Origin of the sequence: Flavobacterium shii (assembly GCF_025847235.1) — a bacterium.
Classification (GTDB): Bacteria; Bacteroidota; Bacteroidia; order Flavobacteriales; family Flavobacteriaceae; genus Flavobacterium; species Flavobacterium shii.
This window is the reverse complement of record NZ_JAOZEW010000008.1, coordinates 1-20,674: the sequence shown is the minus strand read 5'-3', so window position 1 is coordinate 20,674 and position 20,674 is coordinate 1. Positions and strand designations below refer to the sequence as shown.

General features: G+C 32.5%; 12 protein-coding genes. 5 read left to right on the top strand and 7 right to left on the bottom strand.

Annotated features, from left to right (window positions below):
- Positions 1-156: 156 nt before the first annotated feature.
- The 3 genes from OIU83_RS09115 to OIU83_RS09105 all read left to right on the top strand — a co-directional run bounded on the left by OIU83_RS09115 (position 157) and on the right by OIU83_RS09105 (position 1,980).
- A complete protein-coding gene (locus tag OIU83_RS09115) occupies positions 157-552 on the top strand; it encodes an ankyrin repeat domain-containing protein (protein WP_264205943.1) in 396 nt (131 codons plus the stop codon).
- Positions 553-805: 253 nt separating this feature from the next.
- Entirely contained in the window at positions 806-1,192 is a 387-nt protein-coding gene (locus OIU83_RS09110) for an ankyrin repeat domain-containing protein (protein WP_264205942.1), read from the top strand.
- A 407-nt stretch (positions 1,193-1,599) separates the two neighbouring features.
- Complete coding sequence (locus OIU83_RS09105; protein ID WP_264205941.1) at positions 1,600-1,980, top strand: ankyrin repeat domain-containing protein; 381 nt, start codon at positions 1,600-1,602, stop codon at positions 1,978-1,980.
- A gap of 190 nt (positions 1,981-2,170) precedes the next feature.
- On the opposite strand, the gene OIU83_RS09100 is transcribed toward OIU83_RS09105, so the two are convergent.
- The 7 genes from OIU83_RS09100 to OIU83_RS09070 all read right to left on the bottom strand — a co-directional run bounded on the left by OIU83_RS09100 (position 2,171) and on the right by OIU83_RS09070 (position 12,262).
- Positions 2,171-5,269 (bottom strand): efflux RND transporter permease subunit, encoded by a 3,099-nt coding sequence (locus tag OIU83_RS09100; RefSeq protein ID WP_264205940.1) that lies wholly within the window; start codon positions 5,267-5,269, stop codon positions 2,171-2,173.
- An 83-nt stretch (positions 5,270-5,352) separates the two neighbouring features.
- Complete coding sequence (locus tag OIU83_RS09095; protein WP_264205939.1) at positions 5,353-6,618, bottom strand: carbohydrate porin; 1,266 nt, start codon at positions 6,616-6,618, stop codon at positions 5,353-5,355.
- 4 nt (positions 6,619-6,622) lie between these two features.
- The gene (locus OIU83_RS09090) at positions 6,623-7,708 is read right to left on the bottom strand and encodes an efflux RND transporter periplasmic adaptor subunit (protein WP_264206044.1); all 1,086 of its coding nucleotides are present in this window, start codon (positions 7,706-7,708) and stop codon (positions 6,623-6,625) included.
- Between the two features lie 17 nt (positions 7,709-7,725).
- Positions 7,726-8,973: a TolC family protein gene (locus tag OIU83_RS09085; RefSeq protein WP_264205938.1), complete on the bottom strand. Its 1,248-nt coding sequence runs from the start codon at positions 8,971-8,973 to the stop codon at positions 7,726-7,728.
- An 84-nt stretch (positions 8,974-9,057) separates the two neighbouring features.
- The gene (locus OIU83_RS09080) at positions 9,058-10,419 is read right to left on the bottom strand and encodes a sensor histidine kinase (RefSeq protein ID WP_264205937.1); all 1,362 of its coding nucleotides are present in this window, start codon (positions 10,417-10,419) and stop codon (positions 9,058-9,060) included.
- The gene (locus OIU83_RS09075) at positions 10,416-11,096 is read right to left on the bottom strand and encodes a response regulator transcription factor (RefSeq protein WP_264205936.1); all 681 of its coding nucleotides are present in this window, start codon (positions 11,094-11,096) and stop codon (positions 10,416-10,418) included. The genes OIU83_RS09080 and OIU83_RS09075 overlap by 4 nt, the downstream gene beginning before the upstream one ends.
- Positions 11,097-11,173: 77 nt before the next feature.
- On the bottom strand, positions 11,174-12,262 hold the full coding sequence (locus OIU83_RS09070) for a M42 family metallopeptidase (RefSeq protein ID WP_264205935.1): 1,089 nt from the start codon (positions 12,260-12,262) through the stop codon (positions 11,174-11,176).
- An 83-nt stretch (positions 12,263-12,345) separates the two neighbouring features.
- On the opposite strand from OIU83_RS09070, the gene OIU83_RS09065 reads away from it, so the two are divergent.
- Together OIU83_RS09065 and OIU83_RS09060 are read left to right on the top strand one after the other, a co-directional pair.
- Positions 12,346-13,029 carry a DUF4294 domain-containing protein gene (locus tag OIU83_RS09065; protein ID WP_264205934.1) on the top strand — a complete coding sequence of 228 codons (684 nt, stop codon included), beginning with the start codon at positions 12,346-12,348 and terminating at the stop codon, positions 13,027-13,029.
- Positions 13,030-13,360: 331 nt separating this feature from the next.
- Positions 13,361-20,263 (top strand): S8 family serine peptidase, encoded by a 6,903-nt coding sequence (locus OIU83_RS09060; protein WP_264205933.1) that lies wholly within the window; start codon positions 13,361-13,363, stop codon positions 20,261-20,263.
- Positions 20,264-20,674: the final 411 nt, after the last annotated feature.

Below are 20,674 nucleotides of genomic sequence, written 5' to 3'. Positions count from 1 at the left end.
TGCATCAACTTTTATTTTTTTTTGTTTTTTATGCAACCTTTTAACTTTTTTACTCGTCTTAATAATAAATGGATTAAACTTTTTGCAATGCATTATGCCTGAGTAGATTATTAATTCAATTAAAATCATCATTAAATTAATCAAAAAACAATCATTATGAAAAAGTCAATCGTTTATTTAGGTATTGCTTTAGTAGCTTTTACCAATATTTCTTTAGCCTCAGGTTTAGATCATAAATTATTTAATATTGACAAATGTTTTGTCCTACAAGGATATGACAGAGGTGCTTTGAATGTAGCTATAAGTAGGGGAGATATAGATACGGTGAAGAAATTTATTGAATATGGAGAAAATGTAAACAAAATATCTGGAAAGATGTCTCCATTAATGACTGCTGCACGCTATAATAAAGTCGAAATAATAAAGCTTTTAATAGCAAAGGGCGCTGATCTTGATACTGAGGCCGAAAATGGATATACAGCCTTAAAATATGCCGAAGTATCGAAAGCCAAAGAAGCTGCTACTTTTTTAAAATCTATTTTAAAGTCATAATTGTTGTTTAAGTTTTATGATAAAGACCGCAAAATTAAAATTTGCGGTCTTTTTTATTAAATCGATATATAAGATAATTTCATAACATTTAGTTTTTTTATTTGTCATTTAGTAGACGGTTTGCTTTATTTAATTGTTAAAATAATGTTAAAACATAATACCTTGTAAAACATAATACTGTTTTAAGTATATTTGTTAAAGAATTATTAATAATTCGAAATCATCAATCAAAAAATCAATCAAAACAATCATTATGAAAAAGTCAATCGTTTATTTAGGAGTAGCTTTAGTTGCCTTTGCAAATGTTACATTAGCTTCAAGTTTAGATTACAAATCATTTATCAATGATAAACACCTCAATTATGAGGTTAGTCCCTTAAATGATGCAATTTGTAAGGGGGATATAGAAACTGTAAAACAACTTATTGAATCCGGAGCCAATGTAAATAAATTCTCTGGAGGATTAACGCCATTAATGACTGCTGCACGTTATAATAAAGTAGAGATCATTAAATTATTAATTTCTAGTGGTGCCAAACTTCGTATTGAAGCCGAAAACGGATACACTGCTTTAACTTATGCCGAAGTATCTAAGGCTAAAGACGCAGAAGCTCTTTTAAAAACGTTGCTAAAGAAATAATTGACATTTAACTTTAGAAAAGACCGCGAATCATAGTTTTGATTCGCGGTCTTTTTTATTAAAAATAATCTCGAATGTCTTTTTTAGGACTATTAAAATTTATTTTTTTTAGAGAAAAGTGAAAAATTAGTGTTCTGAATTTTAGTAGTTTATAAAATATTGATTACCAAATATTTATTTTTTACAAAAATAGTGTAACATTTAAATTGTTTGTGCGTCTTTATAGTAGCAAGTTTATATTTTGGAGTAAAAATTTGATCTAATGGATTACAATTTTAAAACAATGTTAAGAATTAGTTAAAACATAATACCTTGTAAAACATAATACTGCTTTTTGATATACATTTGTACAAGAATTAATAAAAGAAAAAATTAGAAATCAATCATCAATATAAAAATCAATTACCATGAAAAAGTCAATCGTTTATTTAGGAGTAGCTTTAGTAGCTTTTGTTAATGTTTCTTTAGCTTCAAATTCTGTTAAGTCATTTGTTAATGACAAACAAATTGTTTTAGCTTATGATTCAACACCGTTAAATGTTGCAATTAGCAAGGGAGATTTAGAAACAGTAAAGAAATTTATTGAATATGGTGCAGATGTAAATGAAACATCTAATGGAATGTCACCATTAATGACTGCAGCACGTTATAATAAAGCTGAGATTATAAAAATTTTATTATCAAGTGGAGCTAACGTAAATGCTAAAGCAGAGAATGGATATACAGCTTTAAAATATGCTGAATTATCTAAAGCGACAGAAGCTATAGCAGCTTTAAAACAATCATAATACAATAACTGTTGTTTAAGTTTTATATAAGGAAAACGCAAATTTAAATTTTAGATTTGCGTTTTTTTTGCGTTTTAAAATTGTGATTCCACTTATTTGTAAAATCAAAAGAGCACCGTTATAATTTATAATGATGCTCTTTCTTCTTTAGAATTAACCTAATATGATTTAATATAGTTGATGAAATTTATTATTCAATAGGAGCATCTTTTTTACGATTGAATACCCAAAATATAATTGGGAAAACTAGCAATGTTAATATGGTAGCAGTAATTAAACCTCCAATAATTACGATTGCCAATGGTTTTTGCGATTCAGATCCAATTCCTGTAGAAATTGCAGCAGGCATTAACCCAATCGATGCCATTAATGCTGTCATTACAACTGCTCTTGTTCTTGCCTTAACTCCCATAAAAATAGATTCTTCCAGGGTGTGTTTGGACTTTATATTATTATGGAATTCGGATATTAATATAACCCCATTTTGAATACAAATCCCTAGTAAGGCAATGAAACCTACACCAGCGGAGATTCCAAAATTAATTCCCGTTACATGTAACGCGATAATTCCACCAATTATTGCAAAAGGTACATTGACCAAGACTAGTAATGAATCTTTTAAGTTACCGAACATTATGAATAATAAAACAAATATTCCAATTAAACTAATAGGTACTACTTGTCCTAAACGAGCACTGGCACGCACTTGATTTTCAAATTCACCTGTCCATCCTGTTGTATATCCATTAGGCAATTGAAGTTTATTTACTTTGGCTTGAGCCTCGGCAATTGTACTTCCTAAATCTCTATCACGTACCGAAAATTTCACTCCAATAAATCTTTTTGTATTGTCTCTGTAGATATATGCAGGCCCGGTTATCGTTTTTAGTTCACAAATTTCTTTTAGCGGAATTTTGGCGCCGCTCATTGTTGGCACTTTTAAATTACTAATATCGACTTCGTCTTTACGGTATTCTTTTGCGTAGCGCACACGTACATCAAATTTCTTTTCCCCTTCATATTTTTGTGTAGCTATTTTTCCACCAAAAGCCAATTCCAGTACAGCTTGTGCATCGGCTAGAGATACACCATAACCCGCCATTCTATCTCTGTTAAGTACTACACTAATTTCCGGTTGTCCAATGTTTTTTAATATACCTACATCTTTTATACCCGGAATATCCTTAATTTGAAGCATCACTTTTTTTGCCAATTCATCTAGCTTGTTAAGATCTTCACCATAGATTTTTACAGCATTTGATGCTTTGAAACCAGCAACTGCTTCGGCGACATTATCTACTACAGGTTGAGAATAGTTATAAGTGATACCTTGGTACTGCTTTAATTTTTTATCCATTTCATTGACTAATTCGTCAGATGAAATTTTTCTTGTCCATTCATTTTTTGGTTTTAAATCTACTTGAAATTGCAAGAAACCAAAACCATTCGGGTCGGTACCATCATTGGTTCTACCGGTTTGAGAAAGAACTCCTTTTACTTCGGGGAAGCTTTGCAGTTCTTTTCTTATTATTGCCGCTGTCTTAACACTTTCGGGTAAGGATGAACTCATAGGCAACTCTGCGGTTACCCATAAAGCACCTTCATTAAGCTGTGGTAAAAACTCTGTTCCCAGAAATGTAGCCGAGAAAAACACAACAACTAATAATGCTATTGCAGTTGTTAATGTTTTTACTTTGTGCTTAAATGTCCAAGCAAACCCTGAGGTTACAATTCGATCCCAGAAATTTACAAACGGATTATGTTTCTCTTTTACATTTTTATTTAATAGTAAATGTGATAATACAGGAACTAGTGTTAATGTAAAAATTAATGCTCCCATTAATGCAAATCCCAATGTATAGGCTAGGGGAGAGAACATTTTTCCTTCTACTTTTTGGAATGCAAAAATTGGTAATAATGCTGTAATGATTATCAATTTTGAAAAGAAAATAGATTTACCCATTTCGGCACCAGTTTTTTTAATCAAGCTACCTTTGGCAATTTTATTAAACTTAGGCATTCCTAATTGATGTGCGCGGCGGTCTAAAACCACAAATAAACCTTCAACCATAACTACGGCACCATCAATAATAATTCCGAAATCGACTGCACCAAGACTTAGTAAATTGGCACTCATTCCCATTAATTTAAGACACAGAAATGCAAAAAGTAATGATAATGGTATAACTATCGATACAATAAATGTTGTTCTCCAATCGGCCATAAAAAGGAACACGATACAGGTAACCAAAATTATCCCTTCGAGTAAATTATGCATTACAGTTTCGGTCGTATAATTCATTAAATTATCACGATCATAAAACGTCTCAATCTTAATATCTTTAGGCAATATTTTTTCGTTAAGCTCTTTTACTTTGTCTTTAATTAATGCTAATGTTTCTTTGGCATTTTCACCTTTTCGCATTACAACAATTCCCTCGACAACATCATCATCTTTACCAATACCGGTTTGTCCAACTCTAGGCATGGCACTTTCATAGACATCTGCCAGGTTTTTTACTAATATAGGATTCCCATTGGCATCATCTACTATGATATTTTCTATATCGGTAATAGATGTTAATAAACCCACACCACGAACTACAAATGCCTGACCATTTTTCTCGATAACATCACCACCTACATTTAGGTTACTTGCATTTACGGCATTATATACCTGTAGTGGTGTAATATTGTATTTAGATAATTTTACAGGATCAACACCTACTTCATATGTTTTTTCCTGTCCTCCAAAAGCATTTAAATCGGCAACACCAGGAACAGCACGTAATTGTCTGTCGATTATCCAGTTTTGGTAAGTTAACAGCTCTCGGCTATCACGACTTTTACTTCTTATTATATATCTAAAAATCTCGCCTGTGGGGCCATAAGGAGGTTGTACATCGGGCTCAACACCATCTGGTAGCGAAACGTTTTTTAATAAATTATTTACCTGCTGGCGTGCAAAGGTATCGTCGACTCCATCATCAAAAATAATTTTTATAACAGATAGCCCAAACATGGTAATACTTCGAACACTTGTTTTCTTTTGTACCGAGTTCATAGATATCTCGACAGGAGATGTCACGAAACGCTCAACTTCTTCGGCACTACGACCGTTCCATTGGGTGATTATAATAATTTGCGTATTGGTTACATCTGGAAATGCATCGATAGGCATATTCTTGAAAGAAATAAATCCTAAAATAGCCAATAGCCCTACCCAGAAAAAGGTAAATGCTTTGTTTTTAAGTGAAAAAGCAATAATATTTCTTATGAATTTGTTCATTTTTTAAAGTATTTTAAAGGATGAATTTTATTTTTTAATTGTTAGTATTTTCTATTCTGAGTATAATTTTCTGATTCAGTTTACTAGAACTCAGTATGAAAACGCAATGCAAAGAATTGAACCGGGCCTCTATCTTTATTATAAGCAGGATTTACTGCAAATTGATAATCTGGAGAAATGGTAAAATGTGTATTCGGAATTAAAAAAGAATAGAATACTTCTACTATTTGTTCTATTCCATAGTTTAAGGTTCCGTCACCAATCATAAACCCATTTCCTCCTAATTTTTGATATTCTTTATGTGAGTTTGACAATCCATTGGCAACAACCGCAAGACCTGCAAAATCATTCGGGCGGTTCCACATTTTGCCTTTTAAGCTAACTCCCAATTGTGCCGACCTATCAATTTCGGTAAATGCCCAGGTTTCATTTTTGCCATCATTATAACTAATCCTTGTAAAAAGCCCCCAATTTTCGGCATGGGTATAATCCATATTTAAACCAATTCCATATTTTGTACGACCATCTTTTCTTGTACTTGTGATATCTGGAGCCGTTATAAAATTTGCATTTGCTTCATCATAATTCCCCATTCCGGCTAGATTTCGATATCCTAACAATTTAATGTTGCTAGTGTCTTTATTATCAAATGTTATTTGCTTTTCTATTTCTACGTTTACCGAATTCCAGTTTTTAAAACTAAATTTTACATTTGGACCATTGGCATACGTTGGTACTGCTGCTAAAGTGGCTCTTAACTGCCATGTTCCAAATTGATAATTTGCATAGATTCCATCGGTGTATCCTCTAGTATTTGCTGCATAATCCCAAGCTCCTTGCGCCATTAATGACCAGTTTAAAAACTGAGTTCTGGGATCGTGAGAATAGGCATTGTCATCAAAATAATCAGCTAATCCAAATTTTCCTGCAACCAATTGTAAGGAACGATTGTTTTCGAATTGAAAATTTTGTTCTAATAGTATTCTTGCAACATATACTACTGGTTTGGTATCTCCGATTCTAAATGTTTCTCCATTAGGAAAACCACCTAATCCTCTAGCTTGAGAAAGACCTTGTCCTCCCGACATTTCCGGGTTAAAAGTTACAGTAGCACCTTTCCAAAGTGGTACATCCAGATATAATGTAGATGTAAGTGATAATGCACTTTCTTCTTCTGGTTGCATACTATTAGCACCAGAATATGGAGCATGAAAAGCAGGATGGTATTGATAAATAGAGGTCATTTGAAATTTTAGACTGTATTTTCGTATCGAATCTGTTTCTTGCGAAAAAGACATAGTTGAGAAAAGCAACCCTACGAAATTCAATATAATTGCTGATTTTTCCATTTAATTAATCGTTTAAAGCATCGTAAATAAATAATTGATTGTTAGTAATTACCTTTTCATTCTCCTTTAATCCGCTGGAAATATATGTAGTATCTCCAACCTGGCGATATACATCTACTAATCTGGTTTCGATATTATTACGGTCTTTAAAAATCATTACATAATTTTTACTTTTATCGAATATAATAGCTTTGCTTGGGACAGCAATCATCGATTTATCTTCATCATATGATAATTTAATACTCGCATTCATATCGGGTTTTAGCAAGTAATTGGCGTTTTGTAGTTTAACACGCGCTTTCATTGCTTTAGTTTCCGGATCGATGATATTAAAAATTTTATCTACTTTTCCTTTAAATATTTTATCAGGGTAACTTAATGTTGTTACATCTGCATCTATGCCTAATTTTACTTTATTGATATCAATTTCATTAATATTGGCTATAGCCCAAACTTCACTTATTTCGGCAATATCAAATATGTTTTCAGAGCGGTCATTTCTCAATAACATATCCTGATTTATACTTTTCTGAATTATAAAACCGCTTATTGGAGCTGTTACCTGATAAATAGATCCTGCTTTTATATTGTAAATTTTATAGATTTCCTGAACTCGATTTAATTGAGATTGTGCTTTACCAACTTCACTTTTTGCTTGTAAAACATCTCTTTCGGCATTTAATTTTCCTTCAAATAATTCTTGTGATACTTTAAGTCCGTTTTTTGCTACCAATAAATCACTTTTGGCATCCACCATTTGCTTTTCGATATCAGCAATATCAGTACTTCTTATAATTGCCAGAACCTGACCTTTGTGTACATAATCACCAAGTTCTACATTAACTTTTACCACATTTCCACCTACAAGCGGGTATACGTCGATTAGTTTATTGTTATCGGCTACAATCTTTCCATAAAAACTTAATTCATTTTTCACGGGTATTGTTTTTGCTTCAGCTGTTTTGGTAGTTTTAAGCATTTTATCGCTTAAAGCAAATGTGGTAGTGGTTTCGGGATTATCAACTTCTTTCTTGCAACTTGTTATTGATAATCCAATGATTGCGATTCCTATAATTAGTTTATATTTCATCATTTTTTTTTGGTTTTTTAAAATAAATCTTTGTTGATTGTACTATTTAGTTCTTCACCCGAAAGCACTACATTCTTTTTTAACTCATTGAGTTGAACAGCTGCTTGATTATAACTTTCCATAAAATCGGTAAATTCAAGAAGGCTTACATTTCTTTTCTGGAAATTATCAAGCATTCCTTTATACACCGCTTCAAAGTCGGCATTGGTAGAGGGTTTTAATAGTATGTAATTTTTTCTTGATTCTTCCCATTTGTTCCATATCATAGAAATCTCAGTTTGTAATTGAAGATCGAAGTTTTGTTTTTCAATTTTGGACTGGCTTAAAATAGTTTGGGCATATTTAATATTTCCTTTATTTGTGTTCCAAAGTGGTAGCGGAATTCCAATTGATAAATTAGATTCTTTTTCAAAAGCACCACTTCTTTGATCATAATTAACTCCAAGTGTAATGTCTGGAATCGAAAGTGATTTTTGCCATTTTACATTCAGTTCATTGGCATCAATAGTTTTTTGCTTTAATAAGTAATCTGGGCGATTTGCTGTGGCATCTTTTTTAAATGCTTCAGGATCGAAAGGGATTATTTTTGTGTATTTATTAAAATCAGCTTCAGTAACTATCGGAATTACATTTTCGGTTTCATTTAATAATAATTTTAAGTTCCCTTGTTCTTCAATATTGTTATTGACAACTTCCATTCTTTCATTTTTAAAATTTAAGAACAGCGATTGCAGACGTACCAAATCTTTTAACGGAACATTTCCCTTTTGGGTTTGTACAGAGTAGGAGTTAATTAAATCCTCTATATGAACAAGTTGTTTATCGGTTGTTTCAAGATTCTTGGTATTGTAGTAAACGGTATAAAAGCTTTTTCGCAATTGGAGTTTTAAAGTACGCAGTAAGTCATCAAATTGTAATTGAGACAATTGCTCATTAGTTTTTGCTAGTTTTATCTCATTACGTTTTTTTCCTCCTAGGTAAATTAGTTGTTCAATTCCGAATGCCTTTTGTCCATTTTTACCAATATCAAAATATTGTTTATTCTCTGGATTATAAGCATTCAAATCGGCTGTAATAGAGGGGTTATCCCAAATTTTAGCCTGCATAGTCAGTGCCTTTGATGCATCGATATTGTAGTGCGATGCCAGTAAGAAGAGGTTGTTTTTAAGAAATTGACTTTCACAGTCCTGTAGGGTGACTGTTTTTTGAGCTATTGCCACCTGACTAAACAGTACAAGTAGCACGAATGCAAATAAATTTTTCATTGTATCAATTTTATTTTACACAAATATGCTATCTACAGACTTTAAGATAGCTTAAAATCTACCTTAAAAATACCTTAAAATAGATTAGAAATGAAAAATTAATTGAAATAAATTCTTGTTATTTTCTGGAACAGAATAGATTATAGTTCCTTTATGAAGTGTTAAAATACGTTGAACTATTCTTAATCCAAGTCCAAATCCGGCAGTTCCTATAGCGTTTTTCCCACGCATAAAAGGTTGGAAGAGGGATTTTTTCTCCTCCTCATTCAGTGTATTTCCTGTATTTGATACAGAAATAATTAAATTGTGATTTTCGACATTAATTTTTACTTCTGCTTGTTTATTGTCAGAATATACACATGCATTTTTTAAGACATTACTAAAGGCTATTTCCAATAAATTTTTATTGCCTTTTATTTCTAATGCATCATTTAGATTTTCATTTTCCTCAATGTCGAATAAAATTATAAAATCGGGAAATGTCCTGTTTATTTTTTCAATAGAGGAGAATATGATTTCATCGATTCGATGTGATTCTTTATTTTCATATTTTTTATTATCCAACTTCGACAGAATTAATAAAGAATGGATTAATTCGGTCAATTGATTTACATCTGATAAAATAACTTTTAAGAACTTCTTATTATCATTATCTGTTTTATTGTTTGCAATAGCATTCTCAATTTGAGACGTAATTCTGGATAAAGGAGTTCGAAGTTCATGTGAAGCATGAGCCGTAAATTCTTTTTGTTTTTGATAAGAGATCTGGATTCTATCCATCATATAGTTAAACTCATTGGCAATCAAATCTATTTCATTGGTATTGCTTTGAGTTTCTACACGCGTGTCTAGGTTATTTTCATTTATCTTTTTTATTTTCTGATGGAATAAACCCAGTGGATTCATTACTTTTTTTATGGTAAATGAAGTAAGTAGCCAACAAGCTGTTGTAAAGAAAACATAGGAAAGTATCAATATATAGCGCAAATAAAGTAGTTTTCGTTTGCCATAATGATCTGTTGCTGAAATTAAGGCATAGAAATCCTTGTAGCCAGTATCATAAAAAACACCATAAACCTCGTAATCCCCTTGTTGTTTAAAAAAAGTTTTGTTTTTTTTAAGGTATTTTAAATCTGCTATTGACCAATTTATTTTGGCGTCGTCAATACTGCTATATATTAATTTATAGTTAGAGTCAAAAATTAATGTTTTTTCATCGTAGAGTTGATTAATAGAGTTTCTATCAATCATTTTTAATAGGCGATGGTCGATTTCTTTTACATTGACCAGAAGTTTAATATTAGATAACGCTTTTATTTCAAGCCGATCTTGAAATTCTTCTTTTCTAAAATTGGCGTATAAAACAAATATCAATGTTGATGCAAGACCAAACAAGATTGTAAATAGCAAACTTACTAAAAGAGATATCCTATTCTTTAATGTCATTCCTGATCACTTAAATAATATCCATATCCTATTTTAGTTCTAATAAGTTTTATTTCGTGGTTTTTATCGATTTTGTTTCTTATAAAATTAATGTAAACCTCAATAGTATTCTGATTGGTTTCGATATGATAATCCCAGAGTCTTTCGGCAATATGTTGTTTAGATAGAACTTTGCCTTTGGCATTAGCCAGCATTAGCATAAGTTTAAATTCTTTAGGAGTTAATTTAATTTCTTCTCCCGAACGTAACACCTTCATTTCAGACTCTAAAATAACCAAATCTTGTATTTCTATTTTTTCTGTTGTTTGCTGAGGGATTTCTTTTCTTCGCAAAAGTGCAGCAATTCGAGCAAACAATTCCTCAAAATGAAATGGTTTCACCAAATAATCATTGGCTCCGTTTTCAAAAGAAATCAATTTATCATCGATCTCGCTAAAAGCAGTAAGCATTATTATAGGCGTTTTTTTATCCATTTCGCGAATGGCTTTGCAAACTTCTATTCCGTTTTTCCCAGGAACATTAATATCAAGTATAATTAAATCATATTCATTGGGGATGTATTTTTTTAATAAAAACAAACCATCGTAATAGGGGATGCATTCGAATGATTTTGAAGAAAAAAAAGTAATGATTTCTTTGGATAAAGTAAAATCGTCTTCGAGTAATAAAATTTTCATTGAATTGTTTATTTGTTAATTCGGTTGTTCGTTTAATTTGGCAAACATAACAACCGAATTAACGTTTTAAACATTTTTTATTTGAAATAAGAAAAAGTTTCTTCGTTTTCAATTTTTAATAATGATTCATAAATCAGTTTTATGACATTTTCGACATCATCACGATGAACCATTTCTACTGTAGTATGCATGTATCGCAAAGGAAGAGAAATTAATGCCGATGCCACACCGCCATTGCTATAAGCAAATGCATCGGTATCTGTACCAGTAACACGAGATGACGCTAAACGCTGAAACGGAATTTTATTTGCCTCGGCAGCATCAATAATCAATTCACGTAAATTATTTTGTACAGCTGGAGCATAAGTAATAACTGGCCCTAAACCTATTTTTGTATCTCCTTCTATTTTCTTTTCAATCATTGGTGTTGTCGAATCATGACATACATCTGTTACAATTGCAACATTAGGTTTGATTGTTTTGGTAATCATTTCGGCACCACGTAAACCTACTTCTTCCTGAACTGAGTTTGTAATATACAATCCAAAAGGTAATTTTACTTTGTTTTCATGTAACAAGCGAGCTACTTCGGCAATCATAAAGCCTCCCATTCGGTTATCGATCGCACGGCAAACAAATTTATTTTCGTTTAAGATCATAAACTCATCAGGATATGTTATTACACAACCTACGTGAACGCCCATTTTTTCTACTTGTTCTTTGGTCTCACATCCTAAATCAATGAAAATATTACTTATTTTAGGAGTTTCTTCTTTGTCTCTAAGTCGGGTATGAATTGCGGGCCAACCAAACACACCTTTTACAATTCCGTTTTTAGTATGAATATTTACTCTTTTTGATGGAGCAATCTGGTGATCCGAACCACCATTTCTTATCACATATATTAATCCGTCATCAGTAATATAATTTACATACCATGAAATTTCGTCGGCATGACCCTCTATAACAACTTTATATGGAGCATCAGGGTTTATAACTCCCACTGCAGTCCCATAGGTATCAGTGATAAATGTATCAACATAAGGTTTTAAATAATCCATCCAAATTTTTTGTCCGCTGCTTTCATAACCAGTAGGTGAAGCGTTATTTAGGTAGCTTTCTAAAAAAGCAATCGAAGTATCATTTAAGATTGATTTTGTACTCATAAAAATATTTTTTTGCTAATTTATAAATTTGGTATTACACTTGTATATATAATGTATAATTTTACATTTAAATTAATATCTCAATGAAGTTTAAAACCTATTTATTCTGCTTTCTTTTAGTGTCTTTTGTTGGTCATGCCCAAATCGACAAAAATAATAACCAACAAATGGGGTATGTATTGACTGAAAAAGATTCCATTTTAAGTGATACAATCCAATTACCTGAGATTATTATTTCAAAGGAAAAACTCGATCCCGAGGCTCAGAAACAATTTCTTATTCTGCAAAACAGAGTTTATAAAACATATCCTTTTGCAAGATTGGCATCAGATAGATTACTTGCCCTTAATAAAGGAATGGCACGTTTATCTACAAATAGAGAAAAAAAGAAATATTTTAAAATAGTTGAGGACTATCTTAATAATGAATTTGAAGGAAAGCTTAAGAAATTATCCCGAAAACAGGGGCAAATATTAGTTAAGCTCATTCATCGTCAAACAGGAACGACAACTTACGAGTTGGTTAAAACATTAAAAAGTGGCTGGAAAGCATTTTGGGCAAATACTACCGCCAATGTTTTTGATATAAGTTTAAAGACAGAGTATGCACCATATGATGTAAATGAAGATTATTTAATAGAAACAATCCTTGTTCGTGCCTTTGAGTCGGGTAGATTGCAATATCAGCCACCAGCCCATCCAGTCAATTATGATGACCTTAGTAATCACTGGGAAGAAAAGGTGAGAGAATTAAAAGCGGTAAAATAGATTTTTTTTTGAACATCAAATTATATTAGCCCTACCAGATTTATATGGTGGGGCTTTTTTTGTGGTTAATTTTTTACTTTTTATTGTGTTTTAGTAGGTTGTGTTATTTTAAAGGATTTTACTTACATATTTTTTAGGTTTACTTTTTTTTAGGTTTATTTATTAATGGGGCAAAGCCGCTATTTTGTTATAATTTTCTGAATTAAATTACAGATAAGTGTTTTATTTAACAAAATATTTGTAGTTGTAACTTGTTATTTAAGGTTTAATTTGTAGGTTTACTCTTTAATGAGTACATATTAACCGTTTATTAACCAACAACCTATAATTAATGAAGAAAAAATTACTTACCCTAATTATGATGTTTCTTGTGATTATTGCATGGTCACAAAGCATACCTCAAGATGATTTCTCTATTTCTATAAATGGAAATAAGGTATCTACAACTGCTAATTTTAAACAACAAGTTAAAGAACTTAAAAGAACTACTAGTAAACAAAGTTCCCGAACGGAGTATTCTTTGTTACAATTTAAACAAATACCATCGATAGAAGAACAGCAAAAGTTACAAAATCAAGGAATAACGTTACTTCGTTATTTATCGAATAACGCTTATTATGCTGCAATCGATTCGGAATTTTATACTAAAGGTAATGTTTCGGATAATATAAGAACAGTGATTACAGTTGATCCAAAATATAAATTAGATCCGATGATTGTTGATAATGCTATACCGGATTATGCTCAAGAGGGCAATAATATAAAAGTAGTGGTGAGTTATTTTAAAGGAGTTGATAGCAAGATAATTTCGCAAGATTTAGCAAGTCAGTTTGTAAAAAGCGTTAAAAATGATCCATCTTTTAATGAAGTTTATTTGGAAGTTACCAAAGACAAATTAGAAGAAATAGCAAAATTCAATTGGGTTCAGAATATCGAATTAGTTCCTGCTCCTGTAGAGAGTGATAACCGTCCAGGTGTAACTTCGCATAAAGCAAATGTTTTAGGTTCAAGTATTGCAGGATTAGGATACGGATTAACAGGGAAAGGAGTTAAAGTAGGTGTTTGGGATGGAAATCTTGAAAATCATAAAGATCATACAGGTAGAGTAACGATTAAGGAATACGAATCCAATTCATCACACGGTGAGCATGTTTCGGGAACTATTGGAGGAGCAGGTTTATTAGATCCAAGAGCAAAAGGAATGGCTCCAGAGGTAAAAATGTATGGATGGAATTTTAACACCCAGTCTAATGGGTTAGCTAATTATCAAGAAAGAGCATTATCTGTTCAGCAGGATGATATAGAGATTACATCAAATTCTTATGGTATAAACCTTACTTCGGGGTTTAATACGAACAGATATAATAATGGAGATCGTGGAGATGATGACGTTACAGTAACATATCCTTATCTTTTAAATATTTATTCTAACGGAAATGCGCAAACAGCATATCCAGGAGGATTTAATACATCTACAAAAAATTCAAAAAACGCATTACATGTAGCTGCAAATGACCCTAATGATATAATTAGTAGTTATAGTAGTTTCGGTCCTACAATCGATGGACGTTTAGTACCACAAATTGCTGCAGTAGGTACCGATGTGTATTCGTTAGATTACAGCAATTCGTATCAGGTTATGAGCGGAACCTCAATGGCAACACCAGGAACAACAGGTACAGTAGCTTTACTTTATGAGAGATATAAAAACATTAATGGTACAAGACCATTGGCATCCTTAATGAAAGCTTTGGTTGCAAACACAGCTAAAGATGTTGGTAATCCAGGTCCAGACTATAAATATGGATTTGGTAATCTTAACGGATTAAGAGCAGTTAAGGTTATTGATAAAAATATGTTCTATACAGCATCTGTCGCTAACGGAGCAACTTATGAAAAAGATATTGTAGTTCCAGCAGGATTAGTTAAATTAAAAGTGATGTTAGCTTATTCAGATATAGGAACTACACCAGGTTCTAGTTCTATTCAGATTAATGATTTAGATATTAAAATTGTAAAAGATGGTATAACTACTTTACCATGGATACTAAATCCAACAACGCCAAATACAAATGCAACAAGAGGAGTTGATAATATGAATAATATTGAGCAAGTAACCTTGGACAATCCAGCTCCAGGAACCTATAAAATTATTGTTACTGGTAAAATGGTTCCTTTTGCTAGTCAGCAGTTTTCAGTAGTATATGATTATGTAGCTCCAGAGTTGATTCTTACCTACCCAATAGGTGGTGAAAAATTCAATACAGAATCTACAGAATATATTCGTTGGGATTATGAAGGAGAACCAAAAAACTTTACAATAGAATATTCTGTTGATGGAGGAGCAAATTATTCTATAATTGCAGCAGATGTTCCATCGGCAGCAAGAAATTTTGCATGGAAAGTTCCAGCGGCAATAGTTGCTAATTCTAAAATAAGAATTAGTGCAGGTACAAAAACCGATGCTTCCAAAGAGGTTTTTAATATTATAGCCGAACCTAAAAATCTAGTTATTGCACCAGCAGTATGTGGTACTTCTTCTTATAAAATGGATTGGGACCCTATTGCAGGAGCAAAATATGAGGTATTAAAAATGAATGGTTACAAGTTTGATGTTGTAGCTACAGTTACAGATCCTACATATACATTTGCAAATGTTACGGTAGGAGAGGATAACTGGTTTTCAGTTCGTACTGTAGATATTGCAACAGGAATTGTTTCCGAAAGAGTTCATGCAGTAAACGTAGAACCAGTTTCTCAACCAGTTTTAAACGCTGCTAGTTTACCATTCGCTGAAGACTTTAATAATAGAAAAGCAACAAATTATGTTTTTTCTAAAGGAAGAACAGGAGAGGTAAAATATGAGTATGTAAATGCTCAGTTTTTAGATGGAGTAAAAATGGCTGGATCAGCAGGTACTGCTTTGGCTCCTTGGGTAACAAGCCCAAAAAACAATGTGGCATTTACTAATAATCCAGATTATATCAAAAAAGTTACCTTTTGCGATATCGATGCAACCAGTTTAGCAGGAAAAGCATTAAGACTGAAATTCTTTTTAGAATGGGCAAATGTAACTCTGGCTGGGGTTGATAAAAATCTTTTTAGAGTTACGGTAAATGGAATTCCAGTATTGAGCCATGAAAATCAAGGTGTATATGGAGAATCTCCTTCTTATAGTGATAAAGAATTAACTTATGACCTATCAGCTTATGCAGGAACTACATTTAGTGTAGCTTTTGAAACAGTAAGCGATAATGATTTTGTAGCAACAAATAGTGGAAATGTATATAGTGCAACCTATATAGATAATGTTGAAATTTTTGAAGCTACAGCAACAGATCTGGCGTTAAGTTCATTTACACCAAACACAGGATTTACTGCTACAGAAACAGTACAAGTAAAGGTTTTCAATAACTCTCCAGTAGCCGTTAGTAACATTCCAGTTTCGTATAAAATTAATAACGCAGCAGCAGTTGTAGAGACAATTGCAGGTCCAGTTGGTCCATTGAGTGAGGTGACATATGATTTTACTCAAAAAGCAAATTTTTCTGTACCAGGAGTGTATACAGTAGTAGCTAATGTAAATTATCCAGGTGATGCGGTTCTAGATAATAATACAATAACAAAAAATGTTAATAATACAGGTTCTGATATAGCAATGGGGTCAGCTGCTAGTGTAACGACCTGTTCAGCGGCATTTACAGATAGCGGGACACGCTACGGAAATTATGCAGATAACCTTACTCAAACAATCATTTTTAGACCAGCTACATTGGGTAGCAGTATTAAAGTAGATTTTGAAGCTTTTGATGTTGAGGCTGATTACGATTATTTATATGTTTATAATGGAACAGTAGTCAATGCAGGTACATTAATAGGGACATTTACAGGGAATACTTTACCACCATCATTAACATCTACAGCAGTAGGCGGAGAATTAACTTTTAGGTTTATTTCAGATGGAGGAGTAACAGAAGCAGGATGGGTTGCAAATATCTCCTGTGTTGCTAAACCACTTGTAAATGATGCAGGTATAGTTTCTATAGTATCGCCAGAACTAATTGGTAAAAAATCAAACACGCATGATATAACTATTAGAGTTAATAATTTAGGACCTGTTGCATTAACAAACTATCCTGTGTTTTACCAGGTAAATGGAGGAGCAAAAGTTACGGAGACAGTTCCTGCTATTGCACCATATGCAACTGTAAGCTTCACATTTGTTACCAAAGCAGATTTGTCTATTGTTGATGCTGAATATAAAATTAAAAGTGGTGTCGATCTTGCAGATGATAATAGTGCTAATGATGTAATCGAAAAAATTGTATCTAATAAAAATGACTTACCAGTTCATACTAATACAGATGGATATGCAATATCTAAACTAAAATGGAATGACGTTATTAATACTTCAGGTACCACAGCATACTCGGATTTCAAGAACATAAAAATCCCAGTATATACAGGGTTTACTTATCAGCCAGAAGTAACAATTACTAAAACTGAAACCCCTATAACTCGTAATCAAACCAGTTCGGTAGGAGTATTTACTATGATGGTAATAGATTTAAATGGAGATGGTAATTTAACAGATGAGTTTTATGCAGGTAATTTTTGGGTAAATACAGAGGTTTCGTCTACATCGCCAGCGATTCCATCTACAACAAGTACACATTATTTCAGAAACTTTTCTACTTTAACAGGAGGTTTGACCATTCCAGTAGGTACAACAGCAGGCGAAAAACTAATGCGTATTGTACACATGTATCGTTCGCCTAACGAATATTTTAATGTAAATCTTGGGCCAACATTTGATGGACTTACAAGTTCAAGATCAGATTTTGAGGTAGAAGAATATACGATTAACGTATTACCATTTACAGCTGCCGATGCAAGTGTCGAAAGAGTTGTTGCTCCAACTAAACCAGGTAATGCACCAGTTTCAGTTACGGCTTCACTTCGTAATTATTCGACAGCTCCAATTTCAAACTTCCCAGTAGCGTACAAGATAAATGGGGCAAACGAAGTGGTTGAAAATGTAGTAGGGCCTATTGCTGCAGGAGGAACTGTTAATTTTTCATTTGCAACAAAAGCTAATTTAGGAGCTCCTGGAGATTATACAATCGAGGTGTATACAAAATTAGCAGGAGATACAGATGTTACAAATGATTCAAAATCAGTAACACTTTCGCATGTTGCAAATTTTATTACAAATGTTACGGGGACTTTTGATGGAGTAAATGATTTTGTAAAAACAGATATTACCCCAGCTTTAAATCTTACTAACAATTATACATTCGAGGCTTGGATTAATCAGAAACAACCATCAGTTTTCGGAAGAGTTATAGATAAGAGTACAGTGTTGGCTTTTATACATAATAATAGTAGTTTGTCTATTTACAAAGAAAATAGTTTAGTGCTTTCTATTACTACGCCAACTGGTTCGTATGTTATAAACACAGGCTTAAATTCTATAAAACAAAAAACTTGGCATCATATCGCTTTTACAGTAAGCGCTGGCAATGTTTATACAGTTTATATAGATGGGGTTTCAGTTCCTTATACAAGTACGGGTACAGCAAATGCCGCTTCTTCGAATGCAACTGCTGCGGCTTACTTTGGTAATAATGCAGGCTTAGCTCGTGGACTAAACGGAAATATTGACGAAATACGTATTTGGTCAGGAGTTCGTAATCAGGCAACAATCAGTGCAAATACGATGACAAAATATGGAGTTGATGAACCAGGACTACTAGCATATTATTCATTTACAGAGGGAGACAAGCAGTTTGTTTTCGATGTTGCCTCAGCTGATAATACAGCAGTAGTAACAAATGCCGATACAAATGGGCTAGGAGAAGGTAAATTCTGGAATGTTCCGGTTTTATTACAAAAATTAGATTTTGTAAATCAATTATCCTCTTCTTATGATGAAGGAAATAAAACCTATACTATTTTATTAAATGATGGGGCAGATATAACAGCTGCAGTTGCTAATCTTTCTATAGGAATGAAAAGTATTGCAAAAGTAAACGGAGTCACACAAGTAAGTGGTATTACCCCAAATGATTATACAAACCCAGTTACTTTAACTGTCGAAGGAGTAGGTTTTAATACAGGAATCACCGAAACTTATATTATAAAAGTACTTACAGGTTTAAGCAACGAAAGCAAATTGCTTTCATATGATTTCAAAACAGCATCCAATCTAGGATTAGCTCAAGAAATAAATACAGATATCGTAGGAAGTAATGCAACAAAAACGTTGTCTTTTGGAACAGATGTGTCTAATTTAATTGCAGATTTTTCAGTTTCAACAGGAGCAGAGTTATATATAGACGGAGTAAAACAATTAAATTCAAAAGCAGTTGTTTCAGACTATACAAATAGCTTTTTGGTTTCAGTAGTTTCAGAGAATAAACTTTCAAAAACAAACTACACAGTTACTTTAAATGCAAACAATCCCGATGCAAATATTATTGCATATTCAGTAGCAAACCAAATAGGGACAAGTGTAATAGACCCAGTACTAAAAACGGTAAAAGTTTTCGTTAATAATAATGCCAATTTAAGCGCATTAGTTCCAGTTTTCCAAATATCCGATTTTGCTACATTACGTATCGGAACTTATTTCCAAAATAGCGGAGTAACAACATTAAATTATGTTTTACCAGTTATATATAATGTAACAGCTCAAAACGGAGTAATCGAGAATTGGATAGTAACAATCGAAAAAGCGAAACCAACAATTACACTTTTAGGAAACACAGTAGTTTCTCTAGATAAAGGATGTCCTTATGTAGAAGCTGGTTTTACAGCATTAGACAATCTAAATGTAGATATTACTCCAGGAGTAATAGTTACAGGAACAGTCGATGTAAATACACCAGGACAATATATCTTGACCTATACAGTAAAAGATGCATTGCTAAATGAAACTGTTGTTACGCGTACAATAAACGTATCAAGTACAGTTTGTGCTCTGGGAGTGCCTACAAATGCAATCGACGGATTTGTAATTTATCCAAATCCAGTTAAAGACGGTAAAGTATATGTACAAACAACGTCTACGAGCAAAAAGAATATCAGAATATCAGATATGTCAGGGAAAATTGTTTTCACAATAGAAACAGAAAACAAAGAACTGAATGTTAATAGTCTACCAACAGGAGTTTATATTATAAAAGTAGAGCAAGATGGTAATGCATCAACTCAAAAACTTATTATAGAATAAACACATTGCTAGATTAAGTTATCTATAAGCGGCTACTATATATAGTAGCCGCTTTTTTTATGACCTTATATATAGGAGCGATATTGGCTGTACTATATAGGAGAAGCTTTTTCAGGAGCTATTTCCTGCTATCTGCTTCAATCTTGTCCTTTTTAAAGGAAAAAGGCCAAGGATTTCCGCTACTATCAGGGCTAGGGGAGGTAAAAGACAACAGAAACACCATATTAAAGACGGTAAATGCAACTTTGCGCCTTAGCGAGAAACCCAGTAAACCCTAGAAAAACAAGGGTAAAACCGAGCAAACACACATAAAGAACCAAGCAGAGATGGTAAACAACAAAAAACAACAAACCGTAAAAGGTATGTTATCAAAGCATTAAGAAAATAAAGTAAAATAAACGCAAAATACTC